This window comes from Allobosea sp. 117 (assembly GCF_000702305.1).
Lineage (GTDB): Bacteria > Pseudomonadota > Alphaproteobacteria > Rhizobiales > Xanthobacteraceae > Ancylobacter.
The window spans coordinates 1-25,858 of the sequence record NZ_JNLC01000012.1 but is presented as its reverse complement, the minus strand read 5'-3'; the positions used below and the strand labels follow the sequence as shown (position 1 = coordinate 25,858).

The window sequence follows — 25,858 nt, the reverse complement described above, 5'->3', positions numbered from 1 at the left end:
CCATGCAAATCCGCCCGATAATCCCGCCAACCGCACGCGAAGTGGAGCGCGCCTCACGCCGCATAGCGTTCGCCAAGGCGACCCGAGACAATGAATATCTAGCATCAGGCGACTTTGAGGATTCCGACTACTATCAAGTCGATCCGGAGCAGTACGCCGAAGCCAACTGGCGTGAGTTCATATGGATGGCGGAGGCTGCGCTCGGTCACAGCACGATCTGACAGCCGGGCGCGCCTGCAAGCGCTGACGACGCAGTTCTATGGCGATATCGTCGGCGATGGCCGATGCCGCTTCGCCAGAACGTCGAAATATTGGTGGGCCCGGCAGGACTCGAACCTGCAACCAGACCGTTATGAGCGGCCGGCTCTAACCATTGAGCTACAGGCCCGGACGCCGGAGGCGCGACCGGCGCGGGCGGAACCTAGCAAACCGCTTCCCCGGCGCCAACCATGGCGAAAGGCTTTCCGGAACGGACCCCGCTCATCGTCCACGCCTTTGCGCAAGGGGCCGCCGCGGCTGCGGGGTCGATCCGCGGCCGGGTGGTCAACAGCGGCCGGCTCCTTGGGGCCGCCGCGGACCATCCCGTCCCCGGTGGCCGGCGCCTCGACGCCGGCGCGCCGCCCCATTGCCGCCGCGATCGCACAGTCGTCTGCGCGCCCCTGCCGCTTCGTCATCCGCCGCGGCACCGTTCGAGGGATAGAGCCCATGTCTACTGCGCGCGCTTCCAGCCTGCGTCTTGCCGCGTTCGCCGCCATCCTCCTCAGCGTGACGCCCGCCGTCGCGCAGGACCTCTCCGCCGCACGGCGCCCGACGCTCACCGCGAGCGGGGAGGGCATCGTCACCGCGACGCCCGACATGGCGACCTTCTCGACCGGCGTCGTCTCCAGCGCCAAGACCGCCCGCGAGGCGCTCGACGCCAACAGCAAGTCGGTGTCCGACATGATCGCGGCGATCAAGGCGGTCGGCATCGAGGCGAAGGACATCGCGACCTCGAACTTCTCGGTCCGCCCGGTCTATGCGCAGCGCAAGGATGGCGAGGACCAGAGCCGCATCGTCGCCTATGAGGTGCGCAACACCGTCTCGGTGCGGGTGCGCGAGCTCGGCAAGCTGGCCGGCCTGCTCGACGAGGTGGTCTCGCGCGGCGCCAACCAGATCGGCGGCATCAGCTTCGGCCTCGCCGAGCCGGCCAAGCTCGAGGAGCAGGCACGGGTGGCGGCGGTGCGCGACGCGCGCCGCCAGGCCGAGCTGATGGCCGAGGCCGGCGGCGTGCGGCTGACCCGCGTGCTCGCCATCGCCGAGGACGGCGCCTCGCCGCCGATGCCGCGCGCCATGCCGGCGCCGATGATGATGAAGGCGGCGGAAGCGGTGCCGGTGGAGGCCGGCGAGAGCGAGGCGCGCGCCCGCGTCACCATCACCTTCGAGATCGAGCCCCGCTGAGCCGGCTCAGGCGAAGTCCGCCGGCGGCATCAGCAGGCTGAGCGCGCCGGGCTCGACCGCGTAGCTGACCGGCAGGTCCTCGCGCGAGAGCTCGCCGTCGGTCGAGATCCAGATGCGCCGGCGGCTCGGCCGGTTCAGGATGATCCGACGGCCGGTCAGGCTGATGATGCCGGGATTGCCGCGCCAGTTGTCGGTCACCATGTCGGCGCCCGCCCGCAGCTTGGCGAGGGCGCCGCGATCCTCGGCGATGTGGATCTCGAGCACGCCGTCGTCGAGCCGGGCGCGCCGCCAGCCGGGGCCGTCGAACCGGTTGACGGTTACGAGTGCGGCGAAGGCCTCGAAGCTGTGGCGCGCGCCGTCGATGTCGATGTCGAGCGAGACGCGGCCGGTGCGGCGCAGCGCCAGCACGGCAGCGATGGCGACGGCGAGGAAGCGCCAGAGCCGCCAGCGCCGCGCGGTCTCGCGGGCCCGGGCCATCTGGCTGAAGAAGCCCATGCCGGAGATGGTGTGGAACCGCCGGCCATTGATGGTCGCGAGGTCCACCTTGCGCGGCTCGCTGACGGCGAGCGCCGCCACCGCGCGGTCGAGGTCGAGCGGCATGCCGATGTCGCGGGCCAGCAGGTTGATAGTGCCGAGCGGCAATATGCCGAGCGTCTTGCCCGAACGCGCGAGCGTGCGGGCGGCGAGGCTGACGCTGCCGTCGCCCCCGCCGATGACGACGGTATCGTGCGGGCCGCGGCCGGCCTCCTCGATGGCGCGGCCGAGCTCGGCGCCCTTGAGTAGCCGCATGTCGATGCGACGGGCCTCGGCCCCGAGATCGCGCTCGATCATGGCGCGCACCTGCTCGCCGCCGAGATCGAGCACCGTGCCGGCTTCGGCATTGACGAGAACGAGGGCGTGCCGCATCGCGATCCAGGGTTCAGAAGGGCGGTCAGGAGACCGGCAGGCCGACCCAACGTCAAGCGATGCCGTCCGGAAGCCTTTCCCTACGCGGCGGAATCACCCCGATCGGGACAGGCTCCCGATCCAAGAGCCTGCGCGGGATCCTGTCGATCGGGTCGTTTCGACCGGATCGGATTATGCTCAGGCCTTTCGGCGATTGCGCGGCGACTGCGGATGAGGCAGTTGATGGGCGAAGCGGGGAGCACGGCGCAATGACGACGGGGAGCAACGGGCAGGGAGGCCGCGTCCGCCTGGCCGCGCGGCCGTCGATCTTCAGGCTGCGCGCGGGTTTCCTCGTATTGCTGGCGCTGGTCATCGTGTCCGGCATGGTCGGCCGCTGGGCGGCGACGCTGTTCTCGCTCGGCGCCGGCTGGGCGGCGCTGATCGGCCTTCTGGTGGCGGTGCTGCTCGGCATCGTGCTGTCGCGCCTCGACCGGCTCACCTATGTGATCATCGCCGGCGTGCTGACGCTGATCGCCGCCTACACCGCCTACGATTTCGCGCGTGGGCCGATCGACTTCTCGGTGAACAGCGCGCTGGCGCTGGCCGTGCTGCCGGTGCTCCTGCTCGGCGCGGCGTTCTGGGATTTCTGGCGGCTGACGCACGAGCTGCGCGACTGGGCGCATCAGCACGAGCCGTAGATCCGGAAGGCCGCCCGGGCCGTGACCCGGGCGGGAAGAGGGTCAGAGGCGGGCGAGGTCGCGGCACAGCGCGACGATGCCGGGATCGTAGGCGCGCGGTTCGGAGAGCACGCCGAGGCAGCGCTGCTTCTTGGCCGCGGTCGACATGCTGGAGCCGGGTTCGCGCTGGCGGCCGCCGGCGAGACCGCCATTGCCCCCGCCGTTCCCGCCGCCGATGCCGCCGCCGTTCCCGCCTCCATTGGCGCCGCCGTTATTGCCGATGGCGCCGCCATTGCCGCCATTGTTGGCGCCGGGATTGCCACCATTATTGCCGCCGGTGCCGTTGCCGCCGCCATTGCCGGGATCGCCGCCCCCACCAATGCCGATCCCGACATCGATCGAGGCGACGTCCGGGCCGCCGATATCGACGTCGGCCCTGGCGCGCACGGCGTCATTGGCACCGAGGGTGGCCCGGGCGCTCACATCCGCCACCTGCTCGCCATTGAGCGCGGAGGCGTTGGCCCGGGTCCTCAGCCCGCGCGGGCCGAGGGCATCGGCACGCAGCCGGGCGTCGGCGAGCTGGCCGCCGCCCACCACCGCGTCGAGCTTGGCATTCACGCCGCGCGCGCCGAGCGCCTTGGCACGGACCTTCGCGTCGGCCAGCTTGCCGTTGCCGAGCGTAACGTCCGCGGTGGCAGCGAGGCCGTTGGGGCGCCGCCCGAGGGCGTCGACGCCGAGCACCTTGCCGGTGGCGGAGGTCGGCTGCGCGGTGCGGCCGATCTTGGCCAACTGGCGCTTCTTGAGGAGTTCGAGCTGCAGATTGAACAGCGACACGGTCGCGAGCGGCTTGTTCGGCGAGGCCGCGCTCGTGGTGGTCGCGCTACTGGTGGCGGCGGTGTCGGTGGCCGGGGTCGTGGAGGCCGGAGCGGCCGAAGCCGCGGTGGCATCCTGTACCGCGCGGTTGCGGCCGGACAGCGCTCCGCCGAGCCCAGACAGTGCACCGGCTAGGCCCGAGCCCGTGGTGCTCGTGCTGGTGCCGGAGACCGAATCGCCGACGCTGGAAACCGCATTGCCGACGCTCGACACGGTGCCGCCGACATTCGAGACGGCGCCGCCGACATTCGACACCGCCCCGTCCGTCTTGCCGACGCTGGACACGCTGTCGCCCACGCTGGACACGGCATCGCCAACGCGGCTCACCGTATCGCCGACGCTTCCCACCGCGTCACCGAGGGCGCCGCCGAGACGGCCGCCGCCGCCGCCGCGCGCGCCTCCGCCGGCCGGGCCGGCCCATCCTTCCGCGATAGGCGCGGCCGCCATGAGCGATGCTGCGAGGACCGTGGTGCTCAGCAGAAGTCCGTGTGATCTGCACAAAGAACCCATCCGCATGTGCTTGTCTCCTCTTGTGTTCTTGCGACAGATCGAGTCCGCCGCTTACGCGAGAACGTTGCGGGATGCGGTTGAGTTCAAACGGAAGTTTTATTTTGCTAAACAATTATTAACGAAATGAATGAGGTTCGACGAAATTTACATGAAACAACTGTTCAGATACGAATAAATGTCGATTCAAATCGTTCTGTTCTCTATTGTCATGCCTCGTCCGGTGAGGGGTGGGGCCTCATGCCGGCCAGCAGGCGGCGCAGGCGCGAGATCCGCTTGGGTCTCCGGATGGCGGGTTCGGAGGGGGGAGGCTGCGTCTCGACACGGCGGGCTTCGGCGAACCGTTCGGCCGCGGCGGCGGGATCGGGCGGGACGCCGAGCCCTTTCGCCAGCGCCGCCGCATGGGCGCGCAGGTCGGATGCCGCGCCGGACAGGCAGGCGCGCTCCAGCGCGCGCAACGCCAGCCGCCTTATGCGCGCATCGTCGCTCTCGCGCAGGCCGGCGGCCGCCTGCCGGCAGAAATCGGGCACGCCGTTCTCGATGGAATCGTGCAGCCAGCCAAGTGCCTCCTCGCCCCGGCCGAAGGCGGCGAGCAGGCGGCCATAGTCGAACTGGCCGCGATAGTCGCCGCTCGCCGCGCCGCGCCGATACCAGCGCAGTGCCGCGGCGGGGCGGGCGGGGCGGTCCCAGCCCTGTTCCAGATAGCGGCCGATCATGGTGGCCGCCTTGCCGTTGCCGCCGCGCGCCGCCCGCGCATACCAGAGGAGCGCGGCGCGACGGTCGGCCGCGACGCCCTCGCCGTGCAGCAGCAGCGTGGCGAGGTTGAACTGCGCCCAGGCATGACCCTTCTCCGCCGCCGCGCGGTAGCGGCGGGCGGCCTCAGCCTTGTCGACCGGCGTGCCCCAGCCGAGCTCGTGGCAGCGGCCGACCATGTTGGTCCCGTCGAGGTGCCCGGCGGTTGACGCAATCGTGAACCAGCGCAGAGCCGCCGCCCGGTCGCGCGCCACGCCATGGCCGTCGGCGAGCATCTGGCCCCAGGCGATCTGCGCGTTGACGAGGCCGTTCAGGGCGCCGGCCTCGACCCAGCGCGCCGCCTCGCGCGGTCCTTCGGCGATCCGGCGGGAGAGTTCGTCCGCTCCCATGCGCTTCAGCGCGGGATAGGAGATCCATTCGTCGGGCATGGCTGCAGGCGGTCTGCGGGTTGGCGGCGTGTATTCGTGTCTGCACGGCATAAGACCAGCGGGCAATATCGACAAGCTGTCACCTCGCTGATTTAGGTTATAATAATTATAAACAACCTTCTTTTGAAGAATTATACTTTCCTTTGTTGGAACACATAAAAAACATAGTGTTTGAAATTCTGTAATACCACCATTAGGAAGGGAGAAATAAGGACAAATCGGGGTTTAGGGGTAATGAATAAGCTGAAGACGCTTCGTCCGGCTCTGCCGAATGCTGCATTGACCACGGGACTCGCGGTGACGATGTCGGCCATTCCGATGATGGACGCATCGGCTCAGCAAGCGGCGCCGGCGGCGGGCGAGGAGCTGCCGACCGTCACCGTCGAAGGCGAGGGCTCGCCTGCCAATACGCTCGAGGCCACCACCGGCCTCTCGCGCCTGCCTGGCACCGTGCAGGACACGCCGCAGACCATCACCGTCATCACCCAGGAGCAGATGCAGCAGCAGGGCGTCACCACGCTCGACCAGGCGCTGCGCAATGTGCCGGGCGTCACCGTCGCCATCGGGGAAGGCGGCGGCGGCATGAACGGCGACCAGTTCCGCATCCGCGGCTTCCAGGCCAAGGGCGACATCTTCGTCAACGGGCTGCGCGACTTCGGCGTCTATGTCCGCGACAGCTTCGCCTACGAATCGGTCGAGGTGTTCAAGGGGCCGTCCTCGGAGAGCTTCGGCCTCGGCACCACGGGCGGCGCCATCAACACCACGCTGAAGAAGGCGCATCTCGGTGACAAATACGACTTCGAGGGCCAGCTCGGCATGGGCCCGCTCTATCGCGGGGTGTTCGACATCAACAAGCAGATCGGCGACACCACCGCCATCCGCATCGTCGGCATGGTCAACGAGCAGGAATTCGTCGACCGCGACCACGTCGAATCGAACCGCTACGGCTTCATGGCGGATGTCGGCTTTGGCCTCGGCACCGACCAGACCCTGCACCTCAACTATCTCTACCAGCATGGCAGCCGCACGCCGGATTACGGCGTGCCGATCGTGACCCCCGGCTTCGGCGACGTCGCCCGGTTCGGCTCGCTCGGCCAGCCGGTGACCGAGTTCGGGGTGCCGCGTTCGACCTTCTACGGCAAGACGACCGATCAGGACGTCACCGACACGCATTTGCTCACCGCCAACTACAAGAAGGAGGTGAACGACTGGCTGACGGTGACCAATGACAGCCGCATCGGCATCTATGAGCGCGATTTCGCCACCACCGTGCCGGGCTGCGGCACCGGCACCACGGCGAGCGCCTATGCGGCGAGCTGCACGGGCCAGTTCTTCGCCGGCGGCAATCCCGCCATCAGCTTCGGCGGCGGCAATCCCGGCTTCGTCCAGGATAGCTGGAGCGGGCAGAACATCACGACGGTCACCGCCAAGTTCGACACCGGCGCGCTGCGCCACGAGCTGGTGACCGGCCTCGACATGTATTTCGTGAATGACGAGCGCACGCTGGTCTCGGTCGCCGGCTCGAAGGGCACCTCGACCATCTGGAACCCGATCTACGGCAACACCACCGGCTACTGGCTCTACGAGAACCCGACCGGCAACAACGGCATCAGGCGCTCGACGGCGACCGACCTCGGCCTGTTCGTCAGCGACCGGGTGTGGTTCACCGACCAGATCTCGCTGCTCGCCGGCACCCGCTGGGACACCTATTCGGCGGACTACAAGTACTGGTCGGTGTCTGGCAACACCGCCGGATGGGTCAACACCGACAGCAGCACGCAGTTCTGGAGCCCCAAGGTCAGCTTCATCTGGGAGCCGACCCAGTTCCAGACCTATTATGTCTCCTGGGCGAAGTCCTTCACCCCGCAGGGCGCCTTCCCGACCAACGACATCACCGTCGTCAATCCGTCGCAGCCGAACCTCGACCCCGAGGACAACGAGACCTGGGAGGCGGGCGCCAAGATCTCGCTGCTCGACGGACGGCTCGGCCTCACCGGCGCGCTGTTCCGCGTCGACAAGTCGAACGTCTCCTATACCGACCCGGTGACCGGCGACAGCATCGACACCGGCGAGGAACAGCGGGTGCAGGGCGTCGAGCTCGGCGTCACCGGCCAGATCACCGAAGCCTGGACGGTGCAGCTCGGCTACGCCTATTACGACAGCGAAATCCTGACCTCGACCACCGCCGCCTATATCGGCAACGAGGTGCCGTTCGTCTCGAAGAACAACTTCACGCTGTGGACCACCTACGAGGTCAGCAAGCACTTCCCCTCGCTGCGCGGAAAGTGGCTGGTCGGCGGCGGCATCACCTATGCGGACAGCTACTACACCAACAGCGCCAACACGGCGGAGGTCCCCTCCACCTTCTCGCTCGACGCGATGACCTCCTACAACTGGGACAAGTACCGGGTGGCGGTCAATGCGACGAACCTCACCGACGAGCTGAACTACAGCCAGGGCTGGGGAAACCGCGCCACGCCGGCGCCGGGGCGCACCGTGACGCTGACCATGGGCGTGACGTTCTGACCGCCTGAGCGCGGCAGCCTTTCCGGGCGCGTTCCACGGGGCGCGTCCGGGCCCACCTTCTCACGACCGTTCCTCGGGGAAGGCCGGTGCGCCGGCTTTCCCCTCTTTTCGCGTTTTGGACGTGCCATGCTGATTGAGATTCCCGACCTCCTCACCCCGCAGGACGTGGCCCATTGCCGGCGCGTGCTGGAAGCTTCCCAATGGGTCGACGGGCGGGTGACCGCCGGCCAGCAGGCGGCGAAATCCAAGCTCAACCTGCAGATCCCGGTGGATTCGGCCGAGGCGCGCGAGCTCGGCGACCTGGTCCTTTCGGCGCTCGGGCGCAACCCGACCTTCAACTCGGCGGTGATGCCGCTGCGCGTGCTGCCGCCGATGTTCAACCGCTACGATGTCGGCATGAAGTTCGGCGCCCATGTCGACGGCTCGATCCGCGCCGTCCCGGGCGCCGGCATGCGGATGCGCGCGGACGTCTCGACCACCGTCTTCCTCACCGATCCCGAGGATTATGACGGCGGCGAGCTCGTCATCGAGGACACCTACGGCCTGCACGAGGTGAAGCTGCCGGCCGGCCATGCCGTGGTCTATCCGGCGAGCAGCCTGCACAGCGTGACCGAGATCACCCGCGGCTCGCGCTGGGCCTCGTTCTTCTGGTCGCAGTCGATGATCCGCGAGCAGGAGAAGCGCGCCATGCTCTACGACCTCGACATGGCGATCATCGCCACGCGCGGCAGGCTGCCGGACGACGACCCGGCCGTGCTGTCGCTGGCCAACGTCTATCACAATCTGTTGCGGCACTGGGCCGAACTGTGAGGAACGCGCCGCGCTGGTCGCGTTGACAGCCGACGGCACGCATGACACCTCCTGCGCGCTCTCGCGCGGACGTCCCTCCATGCCACTCTCGCCTCTCGCGGTCGAACTCATCGGCGGCACCGCAGCCGTTCTGACGACCCTGTGCTGGCTGCCGCAGGCCGTGAAGGTTCTGCGCACGCGCGAGACGCGGGACCTGTCGCTGACCACCTATGGCGCCTTCGCGCTCGGCATCGCGCTGTGGCTGGCCTACGGCCTGCTGATCGGCAGCGTGCCGGTGGTCGCGGCAAATGCCGTCACCCTCGTGCTGGTGCTCGGCATCGTCTCGCTCAAGCTGCGATTTGGCTGAACGTGTTTGGGAAACAAGCCGTATGACGACGCTGATTCCGCCGGCCCTGTTGCCGATCGTGCTGCTGTTCCTCTCGAACGTCTTCATGACGTTCGCCTGGTACGGCCACCTAAAGCACAAATCGTCGCCGCTGCTCATCGCCATCGCGGCGAGCTGGGGTATCGCCTTCTTCGAATATTGCCTCGCCGTGCCGGCCAACCGGTTCGGCTCGGAGATCTATTCGACCGCCCAGCTCAAGACGATGCAGGAGGTGATCACCCTCCTCGTCTTCGCCGGCTTCTCGGTGCTGTGGCTGAAGGAGCCGATCGGCTGGAACCACCTCGTGGGCTTCGCCTTCATCGCGCTCGGCGCCTATTTCATCTTCCACAAATGGGCGTGAGCCGGCTCGGCCTCACCCCGCCGGGGAAAGACGCAGCACGTCGCCCTCGCCGGGGTCGTCGGTGAGCAGCCAGAGCGCGCCGTCCGGCCCCTGCTGCACGTCGCGGATGCGCGCGCCGAGGTCCTCCAGCAGCACCTCCTCCTCGACGACCTTCTCCTTTGCCGCGTCGAGCCGCAGCCGCACCAGCCGGGTGCCGGCGAGGCCGCCGGCGAACAGGTCACCCTGCCACTGCGGGATCAGCTTGCCGGTGTAGAAGGCGAGGCCGGACGGTGCGAATGACGGGTCCCAGTATTTCACCGGCTGCTCCATGCCGGGCTTCTGCGTGCCCTCGCCGATGGGCAGCCCGCTATAGTCGCGGCCATAGGTGATCACCGGCCAGCCATAGTTCCTGCCGGCCTCGGGATGGTTCAGCTCGTCGCCGCCGCGCGCGCCGTGCTCGATGGTCCAGAGCCGGCCGGTTGCCGGATCGAGCGCGGCGCCCTGCACGTTGCGGTGGCCGTAGCTCCAGATTTCCGGCCGGGCATTGGCGGTGCGCGCGAAGGGATTGTCGGAGGGCACGCCGCCGTCGCGCTCGATGCGCACGATCTTGCCGAGATGGGTGGAGAGGTCCTGCGCCTTGTCGCGCAGCGAATAGCGGTCGCCGAGAGTGACGAAGAGCCGGCCGTCGCGGCCGAAGACGAGGCGGGAGCCGTAATGGCTCGACCCGCCGGCCGAGGGCTGCTGGCGGAAGATCACCTCCACCCCGTCGAGCCGCGCATTGCCGGCCTCCTCGACGAGGCGGCCGCGGGCGACGCTGGTGCCGGAAATCCCCTCGCGGGGCTCGGCATAGCTCAGATAGACCATGCGGCTGTCGGAGAAGTCCGGCGCCAGCGCGACGTCGAGCAGGCCGCCCTGTCCCATGGCGTAGACCGGCGGCACGCCGGCGACGGGAGCGGAGACGGTGCCGTTCGGGCTGACGATGCGCAGCCGGCCGGGGCGCTCGGTGACCAGCATGCGGCCGTCGGGCAGGAAGGCGAGCCCCCAGGGATTCTCGAGACCGGTGGCGATCCGCTCGACCGCCAGCTTGCCGGCCGAGGAATCGACCGTGCGATCCTGCGCCTGCGCGCCATCAGCGAGGAGGAGGGCGGCGCCGAGCAGGACGACGTTCGGAAAAGCGAGCTTCAAGATGATGTCCGCGGTTGCATGCGCAAGTTGTCCGGCGCTGGCGCACATAAGAAGCGTGCGCCGGCACCCGGCTCAAGCAACCGTGGCTTGAAAACGTCGTGAATGCCCGCCGGCGGCGTGCCGGCGGGGCGGGGACGGGCGGTCAGCCCTGGCGGTTGCGGGGACGGTCCGAGACGTCGTCCTGCTCGCCGAGCATGTCGCGCAGCATCAGGCTGGTGAGCGCGCACAGGCCCGCGAACATGGTCAGCAGCAGGGCGCCGACGGTGAAGCGGCTGCCCTCGCCCACGAGGCCGATGGCGTCGATCTGCGCCGCCGCGGCGCGGTCGATGCCGAGCGAGAAGATGAGGGCGAGGATGGCGAAGGTCAGCGTCAGCGCCACGCCTGCCTGCATCGCGACGCGGCGGGCGCGCCGGCGCCGCGCGCGGGGCGATTCGATGGGGGCGATGACGACGTTGGCCATGACGAAATCCTCTTGCCGGCGGGCGGTGCGAATCGCATCGATCCGATGGGAGTACCTTCGCGGGTGAAGGCGGCCCGGCTTGGTCCGCATTGGGGCACCGCCATGCGGAATCGCGGCAATTTCGCGATAAATTATTAGGAAGCGTTAACCAATGTGGCGTCGCCGGCGCCGGTATCGCTGCCAAGCGAAGCATCGGGGCGCCAGTCCATGCCGACATGGCCGGGGGCCGCGGCGACGCGGGCGAGCCAGCCGCGCACCGCGGGGAAGCCGGTGAGATCGAACTCGCCTTCCTCTGCCACATGGGTGTGCGCGTAGAGAGCGATGTCGGCGATGGTCAGCCGCCCGTCGACGAAGAAGGGCCGGCGCGCCAGATGACGCTCCATCACGCCGAGTGCGGCGTAGCCTTCCTCCTGCCAGCGGTCGACGTCGTGAGTGCGCAGCTCGCGCCCGCCGCGCACCAACTTCAGCCAGAAGCGCGCGGCGGCGATCGCCGGTTCGTGCGAGTGCTGCTCGAAGAACATCCAGCGCAGCACCTCGGCGCGGGCGAAGCGCTCGTCCGGCAGGAGGGGCGAGCCCTCGGCCAGATAGGCGAGGATGGCGCCCGATTCGGCGAGGAAGCGCCCGCCGGGCAGCTCCAGGAGCGGCACCCGGCCTTCCGGATTCTTCATCAGGAATTCGGGCGTGCGGTTCTCGCCGCGCAGCAGGTCGACGTCGACCAGCGTGAAGGGCAGGCCCAGCTTGGCGAGCAGGAGGCGCACCTTGTAGCAGTTGCCTGAACTCTGCATCGCATAGAGCTTGAGCACGTCATCATCCCCGAACGGCGCGGCCCCCCGCGTAAAAGAGCCCAAGGCGTCAGCTTACCGCAGCCTTGCGGTCCGCCGCAGGTGGGGAATCGCTTGCCCGCGCGCAAGGGCTCGACTAGATCACGCCGCGTTCGGGCGGCGCCCGAATGCGGAAAGCGTGATCGATTCACGCATTCTAGAGCATGGATCAAGCGAAAAACCGGTTTCCACTTTTTCGCCCATGCTCTAGTTGTGCCCCGCAAAACACCAACGGAGCCCGGCCATGAGCCTCATATCCGCCGCCCTGAAGCGCATCAATCCCTCGCAGACGATCGCCATCTCGAACAAGGCGCGGGAACTGAAAGCGGCTGGCCGGGACGTGATCGCGCTCGCCGCCGGAGAGCCGGACTTCGAGACGCCGGACAACATCAAGGACGCCGCGATCAAGGCGATCCGCGACGGCCAGACCCGCTACACCGCGGTCGACGGCATCCCGGAGCTGAAGGCGGCGATCGTCGCCAAGTTCAAGCGCGAGAACGGCCTCACCTACAAGCCGAGCCAAATCACGGTCGGCACCGGCGGCAAGCAGGTGCTGTTCAACGCGCTGGTGGCTACCCTCGATCCCGGCGACGAGGTGGTCATCCCGGCGCCCTATTGGGTCAGCTATCCCGACATCGTGCAGTTCGCCGGCGGCACTCCGGTGGCGATCGAGACGAAGCTCGAGGACAATTTCAAGCTGCAGCCGGCCGCGCTCGAAGCCGCCATCACGCCGAAGACCAAGTGGCTGATCTTCAACTCGCCGTCGAACCCGACGGGCGCCGCCTATTCGCGCGCCGAGCTGAAGGCGCTCACCGACGTGCTGGTGAAGCACCCGCATGTGTGGATCCTCACCGACGACATGTATGAGCACCTCGTCTATGACGGGTTCGAGTTCGTGACGCCGGTGCAGGTGGAGCCTTCGCTCTACGACCGCACGCTGACCATGAACGGCGTCTCCAAGGCCTATTGCATGACCGGCTGGCGCATCGGCTATGCCGGCGGCCCGGAGGAGCTGATCAAGGCGATGGGCACGCTGCAGTCGCAGTCGACCTCCAACCCGAACTCGATCGCGCAGTGGGCGGCGGTCGAGGCGCTCAATGGTCCGCAGGACTTCATCGAGGCCAACAACAAGGTGTTCAAGGAACGCCGCGACCTCGTGGTGTCGATGCTGAACCAGGCGAACGGCCTCAAGTGCCCGAAGCCGGAAGGCGCGTTCTACGTCTATCCCTCCTGCGCCGGGCTGATCGGCAAGAAGACGCCGGCCGGCAAGGAGATCGCGGACGACGAGACCTTCGCGAGCGAACTTCTGGAAGCCGAGGGCGTTGCGGTGGTGCACGGCTCGGCGTTCGGCCTCGGCCCGGCCTTCCGCATCTCCTACGCGACGGCCACCAAGGACCTCGAGGAGGCGTGCCTGCGCATCCAGCGATTCTGCGGCTCGCTGCGCTGATCGGGGCTCACGCAAGGCCCTGCCAGCTCCCCGCGCGGTGCGTGATTTTACCATTGCACGCCGCGCGGTTTGGTGGCTCGATCCGGCGCGGGAGATAGCTCCCAGGGAGAATAATCATGTTCCGTAAAGTGATCGTCCGCGCCGCTCTCGGTGCCGCGCTTGTCGCCGGCGCCGCCGGAGCGCTTGCCACGCCGGCGGCGGCGCAGCAGCGCCGCGTCGAGGTCGGCACGCTCGAATGCCGCGGCAGCAAGTCGATAAGCTTCATCGTCGGCTCGCGGCGTACGCTCGATTGCGTCTTCAATTCGGTGCGCGGCGTGCGCTACCCCTATGAGGGTTCGATCCGCCGCTTCGGCCTCGACCTCGGCGTGACCGGGCGCAACGTCCTCGTCTGGACGGTGCTGGCGCCGACCCGTCGGATCGCGCAGAAGGACCTCAGCGGCACCTATGTCGGCGTGTCCGGCAGCGTCGCGGTGGGCCTCGGCGTCGCCGGCAACGCCCTGCTCGGCGGCTCGAACAACACGATCGCGCTGCAGCCCTTCAGCGTCGAGGGCCAGACCGGCGTGAACATCGCGGTCGGCGTCGGCGACCTGACCCTGCGCGCGCTCTGATCCTTCCACCTTCGCTCTGACGAGACGGCCCCCGCCGGGAACGGCGGGGGCCGTCGCCGTTTCCGGCTTCGCTGCAGCGCGAGACAGCCTCCTTGTGCGCGGGCGCCGAAGGGTCGACCATCGAGGTCCGGTCGACGCCTCTTTCGACTGCCCGCGCCGGCCGCAACCGACGGCACCAGCCGCCCCCGAGGGCGACGGACATGGTGCGGCTTGAGGAGGCGACCCATGGAAGATCCAGCACGCGCTGCCGGAGACCGTCCGGTGCGTAGCCGAAGCGGGGCCGACGGCACACGCGCCATCGCGCTTGTCGGCCCGTTCCAGAGCGGCAAGAGCACGCTTTTCGAGGAAATACTGGTCCATGCCGGCGCCATTGCGCGCGCCGGCTCGGTCGATGCCGGCACCAGCGTCGCCGACGCCTCGCCGCAGGCGCGTGCGCACCGCATGAGCGTCGAGGCGAATGTCGCGACCGTGCGCTATCTCGGCGAGGAGTTCGCCTTCATCGACTGCCCCGGCTCGGTCGAGTTTCTGCAGGAAACGCGCGGCGTGCTGCCGGCGGTGGATGCCGCGGTGGTGGTGTGCGAGGCCGACGAGCGCAAGGTGCCGCAGCTCCAGCTCATCCTGCGCGAGCTCGAGGAGGCGCGCATCCCGCATTTCCTGTTCCTCAACAAGATCGATAAGGCCGACAAGCATCTCCAGGAAGCGCTGGCGATCCTGCAGCCGGCTTCCTCCGTGCCGCTGCTGATGCGGCAGATCCCGATCTGGCGCGACGGAATCGTGGTCGGCTTCGTCGATCTCGCGCTGGAACGCGCCTTCGTCTATCGCGAGCACGCGCCCTCCGAGATCGTGCCGCTCGACGGCGAGGAACTGCCGCGCGAGCGCGATGCCCGCTTCTCCATGCTGGAGAAGCTGGCCGACCATGACGACGCGCTGATGGAGCAGCTCCTCGAGGACATCGAGCCGCCGCGCGACCTCGTCTTCGACGACCTCGCCCGCGAGCTCAGGCAGGGCGAGGTGTGCCCGGTGCTGATCGGCTCGGCGCTGCGCGGCAACGGCGTGACGCGGCTTTTGAAGGCGCTGCGGCACGAGGCGCCCGGCGTGGCGGAGACCCGCGCGCGGCTCGGCGTCGGCTCCGCGGCGCCGGTCGCCTATGTGATGAAGACGCTGCACACCGGCCATGGCGGCAAGCTCTCGCTCGCCCGCGTGCTGGCCGGCGAGATCGCCGAGGGCGCGCCGCTGATCGGCGGGCAGGGCGTCGCCGACCGGGTCGGTGGCGTGATGGCGGTGCAGGGCGCGTCGGTGGAGAAGCGCGGCCCGGCGCGGACGGGCGACGTGGTCGGCCTCGCGCGGCTCGAACATGCGGCGAGCGGCGATCTGGTCTCGACCCGCCCGGCGGGCGCGGCCGGGCCGCCGCTGCCCGAGCCGGTGATGGCGCTCGCCATCTCCGCCCGCGAGCGCAAGGACGACGTGAAGCTCGGCCTCGCACTGACCAAGCTCGCCGAGGAGGACCCCTCGCTGATCGTGCGCCACGACGCCGAGAAGGGCGAGGTGCTGTTGAGCGGGCAGGGGGAGATGCATCTGCGCGTCGCGCTGGAACGGCTCGCCGAGCGCTTCGGAGTGCCGGCCGTGACCCGCCCACCGCGCGTCGGCTATCGCGAGACGATCCGCCGGCCGACCGTGCAGCGCGGGCGCCACAAGAAGCAGTCCGGCGGCCATGGGCAGTTCGGCGACGTTCTGCTCGACGTCAAGCCGCAGGAGCGCGGCGAGGGCTTCCGCTTCGTCGATGCCATCACCGGCGGGGCGGTGCCGCGCCAGTACATCTCCTCGGTGGAGGAGGGGGTGAAGGAGGCCCTGAGACAGGGGCCGCTCGGCTTCCCGGTGGTGGACCTCACGGTGACGCTGGCGGACGGCTCCTACCACACGGTGGATTCCTCCGATCAGGCGTTCCGCGCGGCGGCGCGGCTCGCCATCGCCGAGGCGCTGCCGAACTGCACGCCGGTGCTGCTGGAGCCGATCGACGACGTCACCGTGATGGTGCCGGGCGAGGCGACCGCGCGCGTCAACGCGATCCTCTCGGCGCGGCGGGCGCAGATCCTCGGCTTCGAGCCGCGCGAGGGCTGGTCGGGTTGGGACACGGTGCGGGCGCTGGTGCCGCAGGCGGAGATCGGCGACCTCATCGTCGAGCTGCGCTCGGCGAGCGCCGGCGTCGGCTGCTTCACCCGCCGCTTCGACCACATGGCCGAGCTCGCCGGCCGGCAGGCGGAGACGGTGGTGGCCGCGACGCGAGCGGCATGAGGGGTTCGTGTCCCGGCCCAGCGGAGGCGAAGCCGGAGCGCCGAGCCGGGACCCAGGGGAGACGTTGCCGCAGGCGCTTCGATCCGAGGCATAGGCGTTGCGCGCGTTTTTCCTGGGTCCCGGATCGGCGCTGCACTGCGTGCAGCTTGTCCGGGACAAGGCATGAGGGGTTCGTGTCCCGGCCCAGCGGAGGCGAAGCCGAAGCGCCGAGCCGGGACCCAGGAGAGATTGCGCCGTAGGCGCCACGCCATGCACGCCGAGTTGAAGCGGCGGCGGTAACAAATCGCCGCGCGGCGACGTATTGTCCGCATCGAGATCATGGAGGCTTCGATGCTGATCCGCCGCCGCCGTTCCTGGGAACTGCCGGAGAGCGCCGCCACGCCCGAGCACGTCTTCCTGTCACGCCGCGCCTTGCTCGGCGGGGCAGCCGGGCTCGTGGCCCTCGCCGGAGCCCCCGGCCTCGCGCAAGCGCAGGCCGCCGGCGACCCGGCGGGCGACCCGACCCGCGACCTTTATCCGGCCGCGCGCAATCCGGCCTTCACGGTGTCGACGCCGCTGACGCCGGAGGATGTTTCCGCCAATTACAACAATTTCTACGAGTTCGGCTCCGACCAGATGAACTACTCGATCGCCCGCATCGCCGCGCGCATGCCGCGCCGGCCGTGGACGGTGAAGATCGACGGGCTGGTCGAGCAGCCGCGCGAGGTCGGCATCGACGACATCATCCGCGCCATGAAGCTGGAGGAGCGGCTCTATCGGCACCGCTGCGTCGAGGCCTGGTCGATGACGGTGCCGTGGACCGGCTTCCCGATGAAGGACTTCGTCGCCTTCGCCAAGCCGCTGTCGGGCGCCAAATACGTGCAGATGGAGACCTTCGTGAACCCGAAGGTGGCGCCGGCGCAGAACCGCTTCATCTATCCCTGGCCCTATGTCGAGGGGCTGACCATGGCGGAGGCGACGAACGATCTCGCCTTCCTCGTCACCGGCATCTACGGCAAGCCGGCGCCCAACCAGTACGGCGCGCCGCTGCGGCTCGCGGTGCCGTGGAAGTACGGATTCAAATCGGTGAAGTCGATCGTACGCTTCTCCTTCGTCGCCGAGCGCCCGGTCGGGCTGTGGGAAAAGGTGCAGGGACAGGAATACGGCTTCTGGGCGAATGTGAACCCGCAGGTGCCGCACCGGCGCTGGAGTCAGGCGAGCGAGCGCGACATCGGCACCGGCGAGCGCCGCCCGACGCTGATCTATAATGGCTATGGTGAGCAGGTGGCCTCGCTCTACAGCGGGCTGGAGAAGACCGAGAAGCTGTTCATGTGACGGCTTCGTTAACGCAATAGCGTCACCGCACTGCAATATAATTCAGTCGATCCGCGCCGCATGACGATATTTCGTCCATGCGGCGCATTTTTTCGACTGGCCTGCTCTTGCGCTCGGCGGCCTCGGATTGCATTTTACGTTCGAGGCGCCGATCTACTCGTTCGCGTGGCCTTCCACCAACATCACCCATCGGGGCGCGAGGAGGACACCGCGTAATGCCGCATCATGTGCCGTTGATCGCCACCGTCTGCATCGGTTTCGTGCTGGCGGCGATCTTCGGCTATCTGGCGACGCGGCTGCGGCTCTCCCCCATCGTCGGCTATCTGGTCGCCGGCCTTCTGGTCGGCCCCTACACGCCGGGCTTCATCGCCGACACCTCGCTCGCCCCGCAGCTTGCCGAGCTCGGCGTCATCCTCCTGATGTTCGGCGTCGGCCTGCACTTTACCCCGCGCGACCTGATGCGGGTGTGGAGCATCGCCGTGCCCGGCGCCATCGGGCAGATCGCGGTCGCCACCGCGGTCGGCCTCGGGCTCGCCATGTGGTGGGGCTGGAGCGTGGCGGGCGGGCTCGTCTTCGGCCTGTCGCTGTCGGTCGCCTCCACCGTCGTCCTGCTGCGGGCGCTGGAGGAGCGGCGCGCGATCGAGACCGAGAACGGCCATGTGGCGGTTGGCTGGCTGATCGTCGAAGACCTCGCCATGGTGCTGGCGCTGGTGCTGCTGCCGCTGTTCGGCAGCCTCGCCGCCGGCCGCGAGGCCGACTATGCCGACCTCGCCGGCAAGATCGCCACCACGCTCGGCGCAGTCGCGCTGTTCGTCGCGCTGATGCTGGTGTTCGGCCGGCGGATGGTGCCGTGGATGCTCGGCAAGGTGGCGAAGACCGGCTCGCGCGAGCTGTTCACGCTCTCGGTGCTCGGCATCGCGCTCGGCATCGCCTATGGCTCGGCCCTGCTGTTCGGCGTCTCCTTCGCACTCGGCGCCTTCTTCGCCGGGCTGGTGCTGGCCGAGTCCGATCTCAGCCATCGCGCCGCCGAGGGCTCGCTGCCGCTGCGCGACGCCTTCGCCGTGCTGTTCTTCGTCTCGGTCGGCATGCTGTTCGACCCGAGCATATTGCTGCGCCGGCCGCTCGACGTCGCGGCGACGCTGCTGATCATCCTGTTCATCAAGTCGCTGGCGGCGATCGCCATCGTCCGGCTGCTCCGGCGCCCGCGCAACATGGCCGCCATGGTGGCGGCGAGCCTGTCGCAGATCGGCGAGTTCTCCTTCATCCTCGTCGGCCTCGGCGTCGACAACGACATGGTGCCGCGCGAGGCGCGCGACCTGGTGGTGGCCGGCGCGCTGATCTCGATCGCGCTGAACCCGTTCATGTTCGTCCTCGCCGATCGGATCTTCGGCCTCGACGACGAGGAGGAAGAGGCGCCGGCGGCCGACACGGCGATCGGGCCGCACCGGCCGCATGGCGACGGGCCGGTGCTGGTGGTGGGGCTCGGCCGGGTCGGCTCGTCGGTGGCGCGCCAGCTCGCCGAGGCCAAGGTGCCGGTGGTCGCGGTCGACCAGGACCGCCTGAAGATCGAGGCCTGGCGCAAGGGCGGCGGGCGAGGGGTCATCGCCGTCGGGCCGCCGGACGACATGCTGGACGATGCCGGGCTGCCGGGCGCGCGCATGCTCATGGTCACGGTTCCCGACGAATTGCAGGCCGGCGCCATCATCGAGGCCGCCCGCGAGCGGCGGCGCGACATCTTCATCGTCGCCCGCGCGCACAGCGAGGACGGCGTCGAGCATCTGCGCGCGCAGGGAGCGGACCTCGTCGTGTACGCCGAGCGCGAGATCGCCAACCGCATGGTCGAGCACGTCTTCGGAAGCTGAAGCGCAGGCGTTTCCGGCGAGCGGACAAAAAAAGGGCTCCCTTGCGGGAGCCCGATGAGTCTCGCCGCTTGCGCGGCGAACCTTCCAGAGGGGAACAGCTGAGAGCACAGAGTGCTTACAGCGCAAACCGAATATGCCCAGCGTAGAGGCAAAATTCAATGAGAGCTGCCTGCATGGCAGGCATGCATAACTGCAGATTGGGCGAATATCGGCAGGAAATTGCTGCAGATTTGATCAGATTAGCGCAATCACCGCAGCGGGACACAAGCCGGAATTGCGTTAGGATAAGGGTTATGGCCCGTCAGAGGCCGGGATCGAGGACACGCCGGGGACACGCCATGACACTGTTGCGACGTTATGTCCGGGCTCCAGCCGCACGCGCTTTTCTGGTGGGTGTTGCCGCGATGCCGCTGTTTTTCGCGCCCCTCACGTCGCGCGAGGTCCGGGCGGCGGCTCCGCTGACCGTTGCCGTGCCGGATGTCGGCTTCACCGATTCGTCAGGCGAGCCGGTCAATCAGGACGCCGCCCACCATGCCCGGCTGGCGGCGCTGGCGCAGGCGCTGCGGAGCGATCTCGGCCGCGACGGGCGCCTCGCCAGCCTGGCGATCCCGTGCGGCGGCCCGCCCTGCGCGCTCGACGAGGCCGGCGTCGAACGGCTGCGCGGCGAGGCGGCGAAGGCGGGCGCCTCGCTGATGCTGGTCGCCGGAGTGCACAAGATGAGCACGCTGGTGCTGTCGATGAAGGTCGGCGTCATCGACGTCGCCACCGGCAAGGTGGTGCTGCAGCGCCTGCTCAGCTTCCGCGGCGACAATGACGAGGGCTGGCGGCGCGCCGGCTCCTTCGTCGCGAAGGACGTGGCCGAGGCGCTCGCCAAGGAGGGCGCGCCACCGGAGGGCAGGGTGCAGCCCTGAGGCGCGGGTAGGCAGGCGAGAGCTGCCCTGTCCGGATGGGTCCGGTTCGTAGGGGGAATTGCCGAAGGGTTTCCGCTGGGTTCCGGCTCTTCGTTCCGGCTTCGCCGTCACTTGTCCGGAACACAGCGTTGCACCTCGTGTCCCGGACAAGCCGCGCATCGCGCGGCGCCGATCCGGGACCCAGCAAAGGCTCTTCGGCGATTTATTGAGGAAACCAAGCCATCGCAGCGGGGCTGCGCGGCTCGATTCACCCTGCCGTTCGGGGCGGGTTTCTCAGAAGCTCCAGCGCTGCGCCTTCGCCACCAGGAAGTCGCGGAACACCTGGATGCGAGCGACCGAGCGCATTTCCTGCGGATAGACGAAATAGGCCTCCAGCGTCGGCGTCGGCCGCTCGGGGAAGAGCTGCACCAGCGTCGCCGAATCCTCCAGCAGATAGTCCGGCACGGTGCCTATGCCCACCCCGCGCTCGACGGCGCGCTTCAGCCCCAGCACGTTGTTGACCGACAGCGCCGGCACGCGTCCCTCCTGGCCATCCTCCAGGCCGGCGCGCTCCAGCCAGTTGAGACCCTGGAAATAGCTCGGGATCGGGCCGCCGAGCAGGATGATGCGGTGCTTGTCGAGCTCCTCCACCGTGCGCGGATGGCCGTTGCGCTTCAGGTACTCGGCCGAGGCGAAGGCGTGGAAATGCACGGTGAACAGCTTGCGCTGGATGAGGTCCGGCTGCACCGGCTGGCGCAGGCGGATGGCGACGTCGGCCTCGCGCATGGCGAGGTCGAGCTCCTCGTCGGTGAGGATCAGCGTGATGCGGATGTCGGGATAGAGCTCGAGGAACTCGCCGATGCGGGCGGTCAGCCAGTGGGTGCCGAGGCCCATGGTGGTGGTAACGCGCAGCTCGCCGTTCGGCTTCTCGCGCGAGTCGGTCAGCTTGGCGCGCGCAGCCTCCAGCTTCATGAAGACTTCGTGCGCGGTGCGGTAGAGCAGGTCGCCCTGCTCGGTCAGGATGAGCCCGCGCGCATGGCGATGGAACAGCGGGATGTTGAGCTCCTGCTCCAGCGCCGAGACCTGCCGGCTCACCGCCGATTGCGACAAGCCCAGCGCCTCGCCGGCATGGGTGAAGGATCCCGCCTCCGCCGCGACGTGGAAAACCTTCAGCTTGTCCCAGTCCATGCCCCGTGCCCGCGCGTTCGAACTGTCCATCGTCATTCGGCCGCGCTGGCCAGCGGCTGCTGGTGGGCGAGGAAGCGCTCGGCCTCCAGCGCCGCCATGCAGCCCATGCCGGCGGCGGTCACCGCCTGGCGGAACACGTCGTCGGCGACATCGCCCGCGGCGAACACGCCTTCCACCGAGGTGGCCGTCGAATAGGGGGCGGTCCACACATAGCCGCTCGGCTTCAGCCGGAGCTGGCCCTGCACCAGCTCGGTCGCTGGCGCGTGGCCGATGGCAATGAACACGCCGTCGGCGGCGAGTTCGGTGAGGGCGCCGGTGCGGGTGTCCTTCAAAACGGCGCCGGTGACGCGGGAGGGCTCGCTCTCGCCCTTCACCTCGTGCAGCGCGGCGTTCCACACCACCTCGACCTTCGGGTGCTTGAACAGCCGGTCCTGCAGGATGCGCTCGGCGCGCAATTCGTCGCGGCGGTGCACCAGCGTGACCTTGGAGGCGAAGTTGGTGAGGAACAGCGCCTCCTCGACCGCGGTGTTGCCGCCGCCGATCACGATGACCTCCTTGCCGCGGTAGAAGAAGCCGTCGCAGGTGGCGCAGGCGGAGACGCCGAAGCCGCGATAGGCCTGCTCGGAGGGCAGCTCCAGCCAGCGCGCCTGCGCGCCGGTGGCGAGGACCAGCGTGTCGGCGTGCCAGACCGTGCCGGAATCGGTCTCCAGCCGGAACGGACGGCGGGAGAGGTCGGCCTTGGTGACGATGTCGGTGACGATGCGGGTGCCGACATGCTCGGCCTGCGCCTGCATCTGCTCCATCAGCCACGGACCCTGGATCGGGTCTTTGAACCCTGGATAGTTCTCGACGTCGGTGGTGATGGTGAGCTGGCCACCCGGCTGGATGCCCTGGATCAGCACCGGCTCCAACATGGCGCGCGCGGCATAGATGGCGGCGGTGTAGCCCGCCGGGCCCGAGCCGACGATCAGCACCTTCACGTGGGTCGATGGGGTCGATGAACCCGGGACAGCAGCCGACGACATGGAGAACCTTTGGAAGACCTTTGGAATACCCTTGCGACCCGTCTCTCGCGCGGAGAGACCGTGAGCTATGAACTCCATGCAGCCGCGACGGGATCACGCGCCGGCAGCCATGCGAAAATGTAGGAGCTCGCCCGCAGTACCGCAAGGCTGCGTTCCTTAATCCATTAGTTGTCCAGAGAGAAGATTGCGGCGACCTCCGCGAAATATTATTACGCTGGCGGCGGCGCGCCATCGGGTTCGCCGCGATCCGCGGGGCCTATCCATACCCGCCAACGGAAAAGAGGCCGCGTGGTGCGCCGGATCGACGCGATCGATGCGAATATTTTGCGTGAACTCCAGGGCGACGGCCGCATCACCAATGTGGAGCTGTCGAAGCGGGTCGGCATCTCGGCGCCGCCCTGCCTGCGGCGCGTGCGCGCGCTCGAGGAGGACGGCATCATCAGGGGCTACCGCGCGCTGCTCGACGAGAAGGCGCTCGGCTACGACCTGATGGCCTTCGCCATGGTGCATCTGGTCAGCCAGGCCGAGGCCGATCTCGCCGCCTTCGCCGACCGGGTGGAGCGCTGGCCGCTGGTGCGCTCCTGCTGGATGCTCTCGGGCGAGACCGACTTCCTGCTGCTCTGCGTCGCCCCGGACCTGCGCACCTTCCAGAACTTCGTGCTGGAACTGACCGGGGCGCCGAACGTGCGCAACGTCAAGACGACGATCACGCTGCGCCAGACCAAGGACGCCGCCATCGTCCCGATGGAGGGAGGCGCGACGTGATCGTCGCCACCGCCACCGACGGCGGCTATGCCGAGCTGACGGGCGCCATGCTCGCCTCGCTCGCCCGCAACGCGCATGGCGACTACGAGAAGGTGCTGGTCTTCGTCGACCGCATCAGCGCGGACGACAAGGCGAGGCTGCTCAGGAGCTACGGGCGCGACGACATCGAGATTGTCGAGGTGACGGACGCCGACCTCGCCTTCCTCTGCGGCATGCCGGTGAAGCAGTACATGTCGCGCATCACTTATGCGCGGCTGTTCATCCCGCACAAGGTGGACCCCGCCGACGGGCGGCTGCTCTACATAGACTGCGACGCGGTGGTGCACGGCCCGCTTTCGCCACTGCGCGACCTGCCGCTTGAGGGCCATGTGCTGGCGGCGGTCGGCGACGACGCGCAGCGCCGCCCGAAGAGCCACGCCAACCGCAACGCGGCGATCGGCGCGCCGGAGGGCACGCCCTATCTGAACGCTGGGGTGCTGCTGATCGACGTCGCCGAATGGCGCCGGCGCGACATCACCGGGCGGGCGCGGCAGTTCAGCATCGAGCATCCCGACCTGCCGCTGATGGACCAGGACGCCATCAACGGCACGCTGCGCGGCGACTGGCTGAAGCTCGACGAGTGCTGGAACATGCATTGCCGCTACAGCAAGAAGGGCGACTATGCCGAGCCGCCCGAGGCGTGGCGGGGCGCGCGCATCGTCCACTATATGGGCCCGGTGAAGCCGAACCACAGCGACTGCAACCACCCGGCGCGCGACATCTATTTCGAATATCGCCGGCTCACCCCGTGGGCGGACGCGCCGCTCCACAGCGCGCTGCGCCGCGAGTGGAAGAAGAAGCTCGGCAAGCTGCGCAGGTTCCTCGGCCGGCTGGTGCCGTCGGTTCCCGGAGCGCGCGCGTGAAGCTCCTGGTTCTGCGCGACAAGAAGCCCGGCCATTTCCACCAGGCGGAAGGGGTGGCGCTCGCCGTCGCCCGCCTGGCGCCGGCCGAGATCGCGCGCCTCGACATCCGGCCGAGCTGGTTCGCGCATGACGACATCCGCAAGATCATCATGCGCAAATGGGGCCGCGATCCCGGCTGGTGGCTGAAGGCGATGTACCACATCGACGTGGCCGCGCTGGAACGGCCGGACGTGCTGATCGGCTCGGGACGGCCGACGGTCGCCGCCGGCATCCTTTTGAAGCGCGTCTTCGGCGTGCCGTTCCTCTATTCCGGGCAGATCGGCGGCTACGACACGCGCGAGGTCGATCTGCAGGTCGTCGCCTCGCCGCGCTCGGGCGGCAATCCGCGCTCGGCCTATGCGCTGATCCCCTCGACGGTGGATCCCGACGCCTATCCGCCGCCGCGGCGGCTCGCCACCGTGGCGGACCTCGCCGGCGCCGAGATCGCGCTGATGATCGGCGGCACCGCCTATCGCAAGACCTGGCCGGCGAATGAATGGCAGGCGCTGGCGCGGCTGGTCGCGGAGGTGGCGGCGCGCTACGGCGTCAGATGGCGCGTTTCCACCTCGCGGCGCACGCCGGACGAGGTGGTCGACATGTTCGCCGGCCTGAACGCGCAGGGCCACCTCGCCGAATTCATCGACTACCGCGCCGCCGGCGCCGGCTCGGCGCGCGACATGTTCGGCGCCGACGCGGTGGTGGTGACCGAGGATTCGATGAGCATGCTCGCCGAGGGTCTCACCGCGCGGCGGCCGGTGATCGGGCTGCGCTCGGCGGTGGTGCACGACGCCTACGCCAATGAGGCGATCGCCGGAATGGCGTCCGGGCCGAGCCTCGCCATCCTGCCGCTCGCCAGCGTCACCGCCGAGCAGTTCGCCGCCACGCTCACCCGGCTGGTGCCCCCCGAGGGCGATCCCCGCGCCCGGCTGACCGCGGCGGTGGCCTCCGTGCTGGGCCTGACGCCGCCCGCGGGGTGAGGGGCGGGTCGGCCCCGATGGGCCCGGCAGGGCGTCTCTTCATCCGCGCCGCTCCGTCCTCCCGCACATGCCGTCCCTCCCGACGCGCCGTCATGCTCTCCCCCGAACTTGATCCGGGGACCCGGCCGGGCATCCATGTCGTGCGCCGGCGGAGAGCGAGGCGTGGACCCGGAGCGCGCGGCGTCAAAGTCACCGCCGTCATGCTGAGGTGCCGGCCGTCAGGCCGGCCTCGAAGCACGCAGCGGGTTGCTACCCGACCCAGCGACCGTTGCGCCGGCATCGTGGCTGCATCGGCCGTCTGCGTCCTTCGAGGCTCGCTTCGCGAGCGCCTCAGGATGACGAGGGGCGGAGTGGCAGGGGTATTCCGTCCTTCTCCATACGCGCTCATCACCCCGCACGCCGTCATGCCCGGACGTGATCCGGGCATCCACGCAGTGCCACGAGCACTCCGATCATAGGAATTCTTTCCTTGATCTTTATGTG

Annotated in this window: 24 protein-coding genes and 1 tRNA gene; 16 read left to right on the top strand and 9 right to left on the bottom strand. The window is 68.7% G+C overall.

The genetic code is table 11. From position 1 onward, the window contains the following. Positions 1-2: 2 nt before the first annotated feature. Positions 3-221, top strand: a complete 219-nt coding sequence (locus tag U742_RS0109330) for a hypothetical protein (protein ID WP_156034179.1) — start codon at positions 3-5, stop codon at positions 219-221. 91 nt (positions 222-312) lie between these two features. Here U742_RS0109330 and U742_RS0109325 read toward each other — a convergent pair. After that, positions 313-388, bottom strand: a tRNA-Ile gene (locus tag U742_RS0109325). A gap of 317 nt (positions 389-705) precedes the next feature. On the opposite strand from U742_RS0109325, the gene U742_RS0109320 reads away from it, so the two are divergent. Further along, positions 706-1,437, top strand: coding sequence for an SIMPL domain-containing protein (locus U742_RS0109320; protein WP_029352304.1), 732 nt, complete (start codon positions 706-708; stop codon positions 1,435-1,437). Between the two features lie 6 nt (positions 1,438-1,443). On the opposite strand, the gene U742_RS0109315 is transcribed toward U742_RS0109320, so the two are convergent. Beyond that, positions 1,444-2,343, bottom strand: a complete 900-nt coding sequence (locus U742_RS0109315) for a diacylglycerol/lipid kinase family protein (protein ID WP_029352301.1) — start codon at positions 2,341-2,343, stop codon at positions 1,444-1,446. 248 nt (positions 2,344-2,591) lie between these two features. Here U742_RS0109315 and U742_RS0109310 point away from each other — a divergent pair, with 248 nt between their 5' ends. Further along, positions 2,592-3,020, top strand: a complete 429-nt coding sequence (locus U742_RS0109310; protein ID WP_051661003.1) for a hypothetical protein — start codon at positions 2,592-2,594, stop codon at positions 3,018-3,020. Positions 3,021-3,062: 42 nt separating this feature from the next. Here U742_RS0109310 and U742_RS23540 read toward each other — a convergent pair whose 3' ends face one another. Then, complete coding sequence (locus tag U742_RS23540; RefSeq protein WP_051661002.1) at positions 3,063-4,319, bottom strand: hypothetical protein; 1,257 nt, start codon at positions 4,317-4,319, stop codon at positions 3,063-3,065. A gap of 269 nt (positions 4,320-4,588) precedes the next feature. Continuing rightward, positions 4,589-5,560 (bottom strand): tetratricopeptide repeat protein, encoded by a 972-nt coding sequence (locus U742_RS21980; protein WP_156034178.1) that lies wholly within the window; start codon positions 5,558-5,560, stop codon positions 4,589-4,591. 279 nt (positions 5,561-5,839) lie between these two features. Here U742_RS21980 and U742_RS0109295 point away from each other — a divergent pair, with 279 nt between their 5' ends. The 4 genes from U742_RS0109295 (at position 5,840) to U742_RS0109280 (ending at position 9,621) form a co-directional block, all read left to right on the top strand. Further along, positions 5,840-8,086 carry a TonB-dependent receptor gene (locus U742_RS0109295; RefSeq protein WP_248310318.1) on the top strand — a complete coding sequence of 749 codons (2,247 nt, stop codon included), beginning with the start codon at positions 5,840-5,842 and terminating at the stop codon, positions 8,084-8,086. Positions 8,087-8,212: 126 nt separating this feature from the next. Further along, positions 8,213-8,896, top strand: coding sequence for a Fe2+-dependent dioxygenase (locus tag U742_RS0109290; protein WP_029352289.1), 684 nt, complete (start codon positions 8,213-8,215; stop codon positions 8,894-8,896). 79 nt (positions 8,897-8,975) lie between these two features. Further along, a complete protein-coding gene (locus tag U742_RS0109285; RefSeq protein ID WP_029352287.1) occupies positions 8,976-9,242 on the top strand; it encodes a SemiSWEET family sugar transporter in 267 nt (88 codons plus the stop codon). Positions 9,243-9,264: 22 nt separating this feature from the next. Continuing rightward, entirely contained in the window at positions 9,265-9,621 is a 357-nt protein-coding gene (locus U742_RS0109280; protein ID WP_029352286.1) for a DMT family protein, read from the top strand. A 12-nt stretch (positions 9,622-9,633) separates the two neighbouring features. Here the strand turns inward: U742_RS0109280 and U742_RS0109275 are convergent, their stop codons facing one another. From U742_RS0109275 to U742_RS0109265, 3 genes are all read right to left on the bottom strand, one after another. After that, on the bottom strand, positions 9,634-10,785 hold the full coding sequence (locus tag U742_RS0109275) for a PQQ-dependent sugar dehydrogenase (protein WP_248310317.1): 1,152 nt from the start codon (positions 10,783-10,785) through the stop codon (positions 9,634-9,636). Between the two features lie 142 nt (positions 10,786-10,927). Further along, positions 10,928-11,245 carry a hypothetical protein gene (locus U742_RS0109270; protein ID WP_051661001.1) on the bottom strand — a complete coding sequence of 106 codons (318 nt, stop codon included), beginning with the start codon at positions 11,243-11,245 and terminating at the stop codon, positions 10,928-10,930. 134 nt (positions 11,246-11,379) lie between these two features. Beyond that, entirely contained in the window at positions 11,380-12,048 is a 669-nt protein-coding gene (locus tag U742_RS0109265) for a glutathione S-transferase family protein (protein WP_051661000.1), read from the bottom strand. 262 nt (positions 12,049-12,310) lie between these two features. Here U742_RS0109265 and U742_RS0109260 point away from each other — a divergent pair, with 262 nt between their 5' ends. The 6 genes from U742_RS0109260 to U742_RS0109235 all read left to right on the top strand — a co-directional run bounded on the left by U742_RS0109260 (position 12,311) and on the right by U742_RS0109235 (position 20,500). After that, positions 12,311-13,513 carry a pyridoxal phosphate-dependent aminotransferase gene (locus tag U742_RS0109260; protein WP_029352280.1) on the top strand — a complete coding sequence of 401 codons (1,203 nt, stop codon included), beginning with the start codon at positions 12,311-12,313 and terminating at the stop codon, positions 13,511-13,513. A gap of 116 nt (positions 13,514-13,629) precedes the next feature. Continuing rightward, positions 13,630-14,121 (top strand): DUF992 domain-containing protein, encoded by a 492-nt coding sequence (locus U742_RS0109255; protein WP_029352279.1) that lies wholly within the window; start codon positions 13,630-13,632, stop codon positions 14,119-14,121. Positions 14,122-14,382: 261 nt separating this feature from the next. Beyond that, positions 14,383-16,413 carry an elongation factor G gene (locus U742_RS0109250; protein ID WP_029352278.1) on the top strand — a complete coding sequence of 677 codons (2,031 nt, stop codon included), beginning with the start codon at positions 14,383-14,385 and terminating at the stop codon, positions 16,411-16,413. A 330-nt stretch (positions 16,414-16,743) separates the two neighbouring features. Continuing rightward, positions 16,744-17,727: a protein-methionine-sulfoxide reductase catalytic subunit MsrP gene (gene msrP / locus U742_RS0109245; protein ID WP_029352277.1), complete on the top strand. Its 984-nt coding sequence runs from the start codon at positions 16,744-16,746 to the stop codon at positions 17,725-17,727. 215 nt (positions 17,728-17,942) lie between these two features. Beyond that, on the top strand, positions 17,943-19,589 hold the full coding sequence (gene ybaL, locus U742_RS0109240) for a cation:proton antiporter domain-containing protein (protein WP_029352275.1): 1,647 nt from the start codon (positions 17,943-17,945) through the stop codon (positions 19,587-19,589). 404 nt (positions 19,590-19,993) lie between these two features. Continuing rightward, positions 19,994-20,500, top strand: a complete 507-nt coding sequence (locus U742_RS0109235) for a DUF2380 domain-containing protein (RefSeq protein WP_051660998.1) — start codon at positions 19,994-19,996, stop codon at positions 20,498-20,500. A 273-nt stretch (positions 20,501-20,773) separates the two neighbouring features. Here the strand turns inward: U742_RS0109235 and U742_RS0109230 are convergent, their stop codons facing one another. Together U742_RS0109230 and trxB are read right to left on the bottom strand one after the other, a co-directional pair. After that, complete coding sequence (locus U742_RS0109230) at positions 20,774-21,667, bottom strand: LysR family transcriptional regulator (RefSeq protein ID WP_029352272.1); 894 nt, start codon at positions 21,665-21,667, stop codon at positions 20,774-20,776. Between the two features lie 32 nt (positions 21,668-21,699). Next, positions 21,700-22,692, bottom strand: a complete 993-nt coding sequence (gene trxB, locus U742_RS0109225; protein WP_051660997.1) for a thioredoxin-disulfide reductase — start codon at positions 22,690-22,692, stop codon at positions 21,700-21,702. Between the two features lie 288 nt (positions 22,693-22,980). Between trxB and U742_RS0109220 the strand changes: the two genes are divergently transcribed. Genes U742_RS0109220 through U742_RS0109210 form a run of 3 tightly spaced genes read left to right on the top strand, consistent with a single transcriptional unit; the run spans position 22,981 to position 25,375 of the window. After that, positions 22,981-23,457, top strand: a complete 477-nt coding sequence (locus U742_RS0109220) for an Lrp/AsnC family transcriptional regulator (RefSeq protein WP_029352268.1) — start codon at positions 22,981-22,983, stop codon at positions 23,455-23,457. Further along, on the top strand, positions 23,454-24,359 hold the full coding sequence (locus U742_RS0109215; protein ID WP_029352266.1) for a glycosyltransferase family 8 protein: 906 nt from the start codon (positions 23,454-23,456) through the stop codon (positions 24,357-24,359). Before U742_RS0109220 ends, U742_RS0109215 begins: the two co-directional genes overlap by 4 nt. Continuing rightward, positions 24,356-25,375 carry an ELM1/GtrOC1 family putative glycosyltransferase gene (locus U742_RS0109210; protein ID WP_029352264.1) on the top strand — a complete coding sequence of 340 codons (1,020 nt, stop codon included), beginning with the start codon at positions 24,356-24,358 and terminating at the stop codon, positions 25,373-25,375. Before U742_RS0109215 ends, U742_RS0109210 begins: the two co-directional genes overlap by 4 nt. Positions 25,376-25,858 lie beyond the last annotated feature (483 nt).

Bases quoted from the DNA above. Each gene is read 5' to 3' on its own strand.
- U742_RS0109285 (WP_029352287.1), top strand. From the start codon at position 8,976: ATGCCACTCTCGCCTCTCGCGGTCGAACTCATCGGCGGCACCGCAGCC.
- U742_RS21980 (WP_156034178.1), bottom strand. From the start codon at position 5,560: ATGCCCGACGAATGGATCTCCTATCCCGCGCTGAAGCGCATGGGAGCG.
- msrP (WP_029352277.1), top strand. From the start codon at position 16,744: ATGCTGATCCGCCGCCGCCGTTCCTGGGAACTGCCGGAGAGCGCCGCC.
- U742_RS0109320 (WP_029352304.1), top strand. From the start codon at position 706: ATGTCTACTGCGCGCGCTTCCAGCCTGCGTCTTGCCGCGTTCGCCGCC.
- U742_RS0109290 (WP_029352289.1), top strand. From the start codon at position 8,213: ATGCTGATTGAGATTCCCGACCTCCTCACCCCGCAGGACGTGGCCCAT.
- U742_RS0109270 (WP_051661001.1), bottom strand. From the start codon at position 11,245: ATGGCCAACGTCGTCATCGCCCCCATCGAATCGCCCCGCGCGCGGCGC.
- U742_RS23540 (WP_051661002.1), bottom strand. From the start codon at position 4,319: ATGGCGGCCGCGCCTATCGCGGAAGGATGGGCCGGCCCGGCCGGCGGA.
- U742_RS0109280 (WP_029352286.1), top strand. From the start codon at position 9,265: ATGACGACGCTGATTCCGCCGGCCCTGTTGCCGATCGTGCTGCTGTTC.
- U742_RS0109235 (WP_051660998.1), top strand. From the start codon at position 19,994: ATGCCGCTGTTTTTCGCGCCCCTCACGTCGCGCGAGGTCCGGGCGGCG.
- U742_RS0109255 (WP_029352279.1), top strand. From the start codon at position 13,630: ATGTTCCGTAAAGTGATCGTCCGCGCCGCTCTCGGTGCCGCGCTTGTC.
- U742_RS0109330 (WP_156034179.1), top strand. From the start codon at position 3: ATGCAAATCCGCCCGATAATCCCGCCAACCGCACGCGAAGTGGAGCGC.
- trxB (WP_051660997.1), bottom strand. From the start codon at position 22,692: ATGTCGTCGGCTGCTGTCCCGGGTTCATCGACCCCATCGACCCACGTG.
- U742_RS0109230 (WP_029352272.1), bottom strand. From the start codon at position 21,667: ATGGACTGGGACAAGCTGAAGGTTTTCCACGTCGCGGCGGAGGCGGGA.
- U742_RS0109315 (WP_029352301.1), bottom strand. From the start codon at position 2,343: ATGCGGCACGCCCTCGTTCTCGTCAATGCCGAAGCCGGCACGGTGCTC.
- U742_RS0109310 (WP_051661003.1), top strand. From the start codon at position 2,592: ATGACGACGGGGAGCAACGGGCAGGGAGGCCGCGTCCGCCTGGCCGCG.
- U742_RS0109260 (WP_029352280.1), top strand. From the start codon at position 12,311: ATGAGCCTCATATCCGCCGCCCTGAAGCGCATCAATCCCTCGCAGACG.
- ybaL (WP_029352275.1), top strand. From the start codon at position 17,943: ATGCCGCATCATGTGCCGTTGATCGCCACCGTCTGCATCGGTTTCGTG.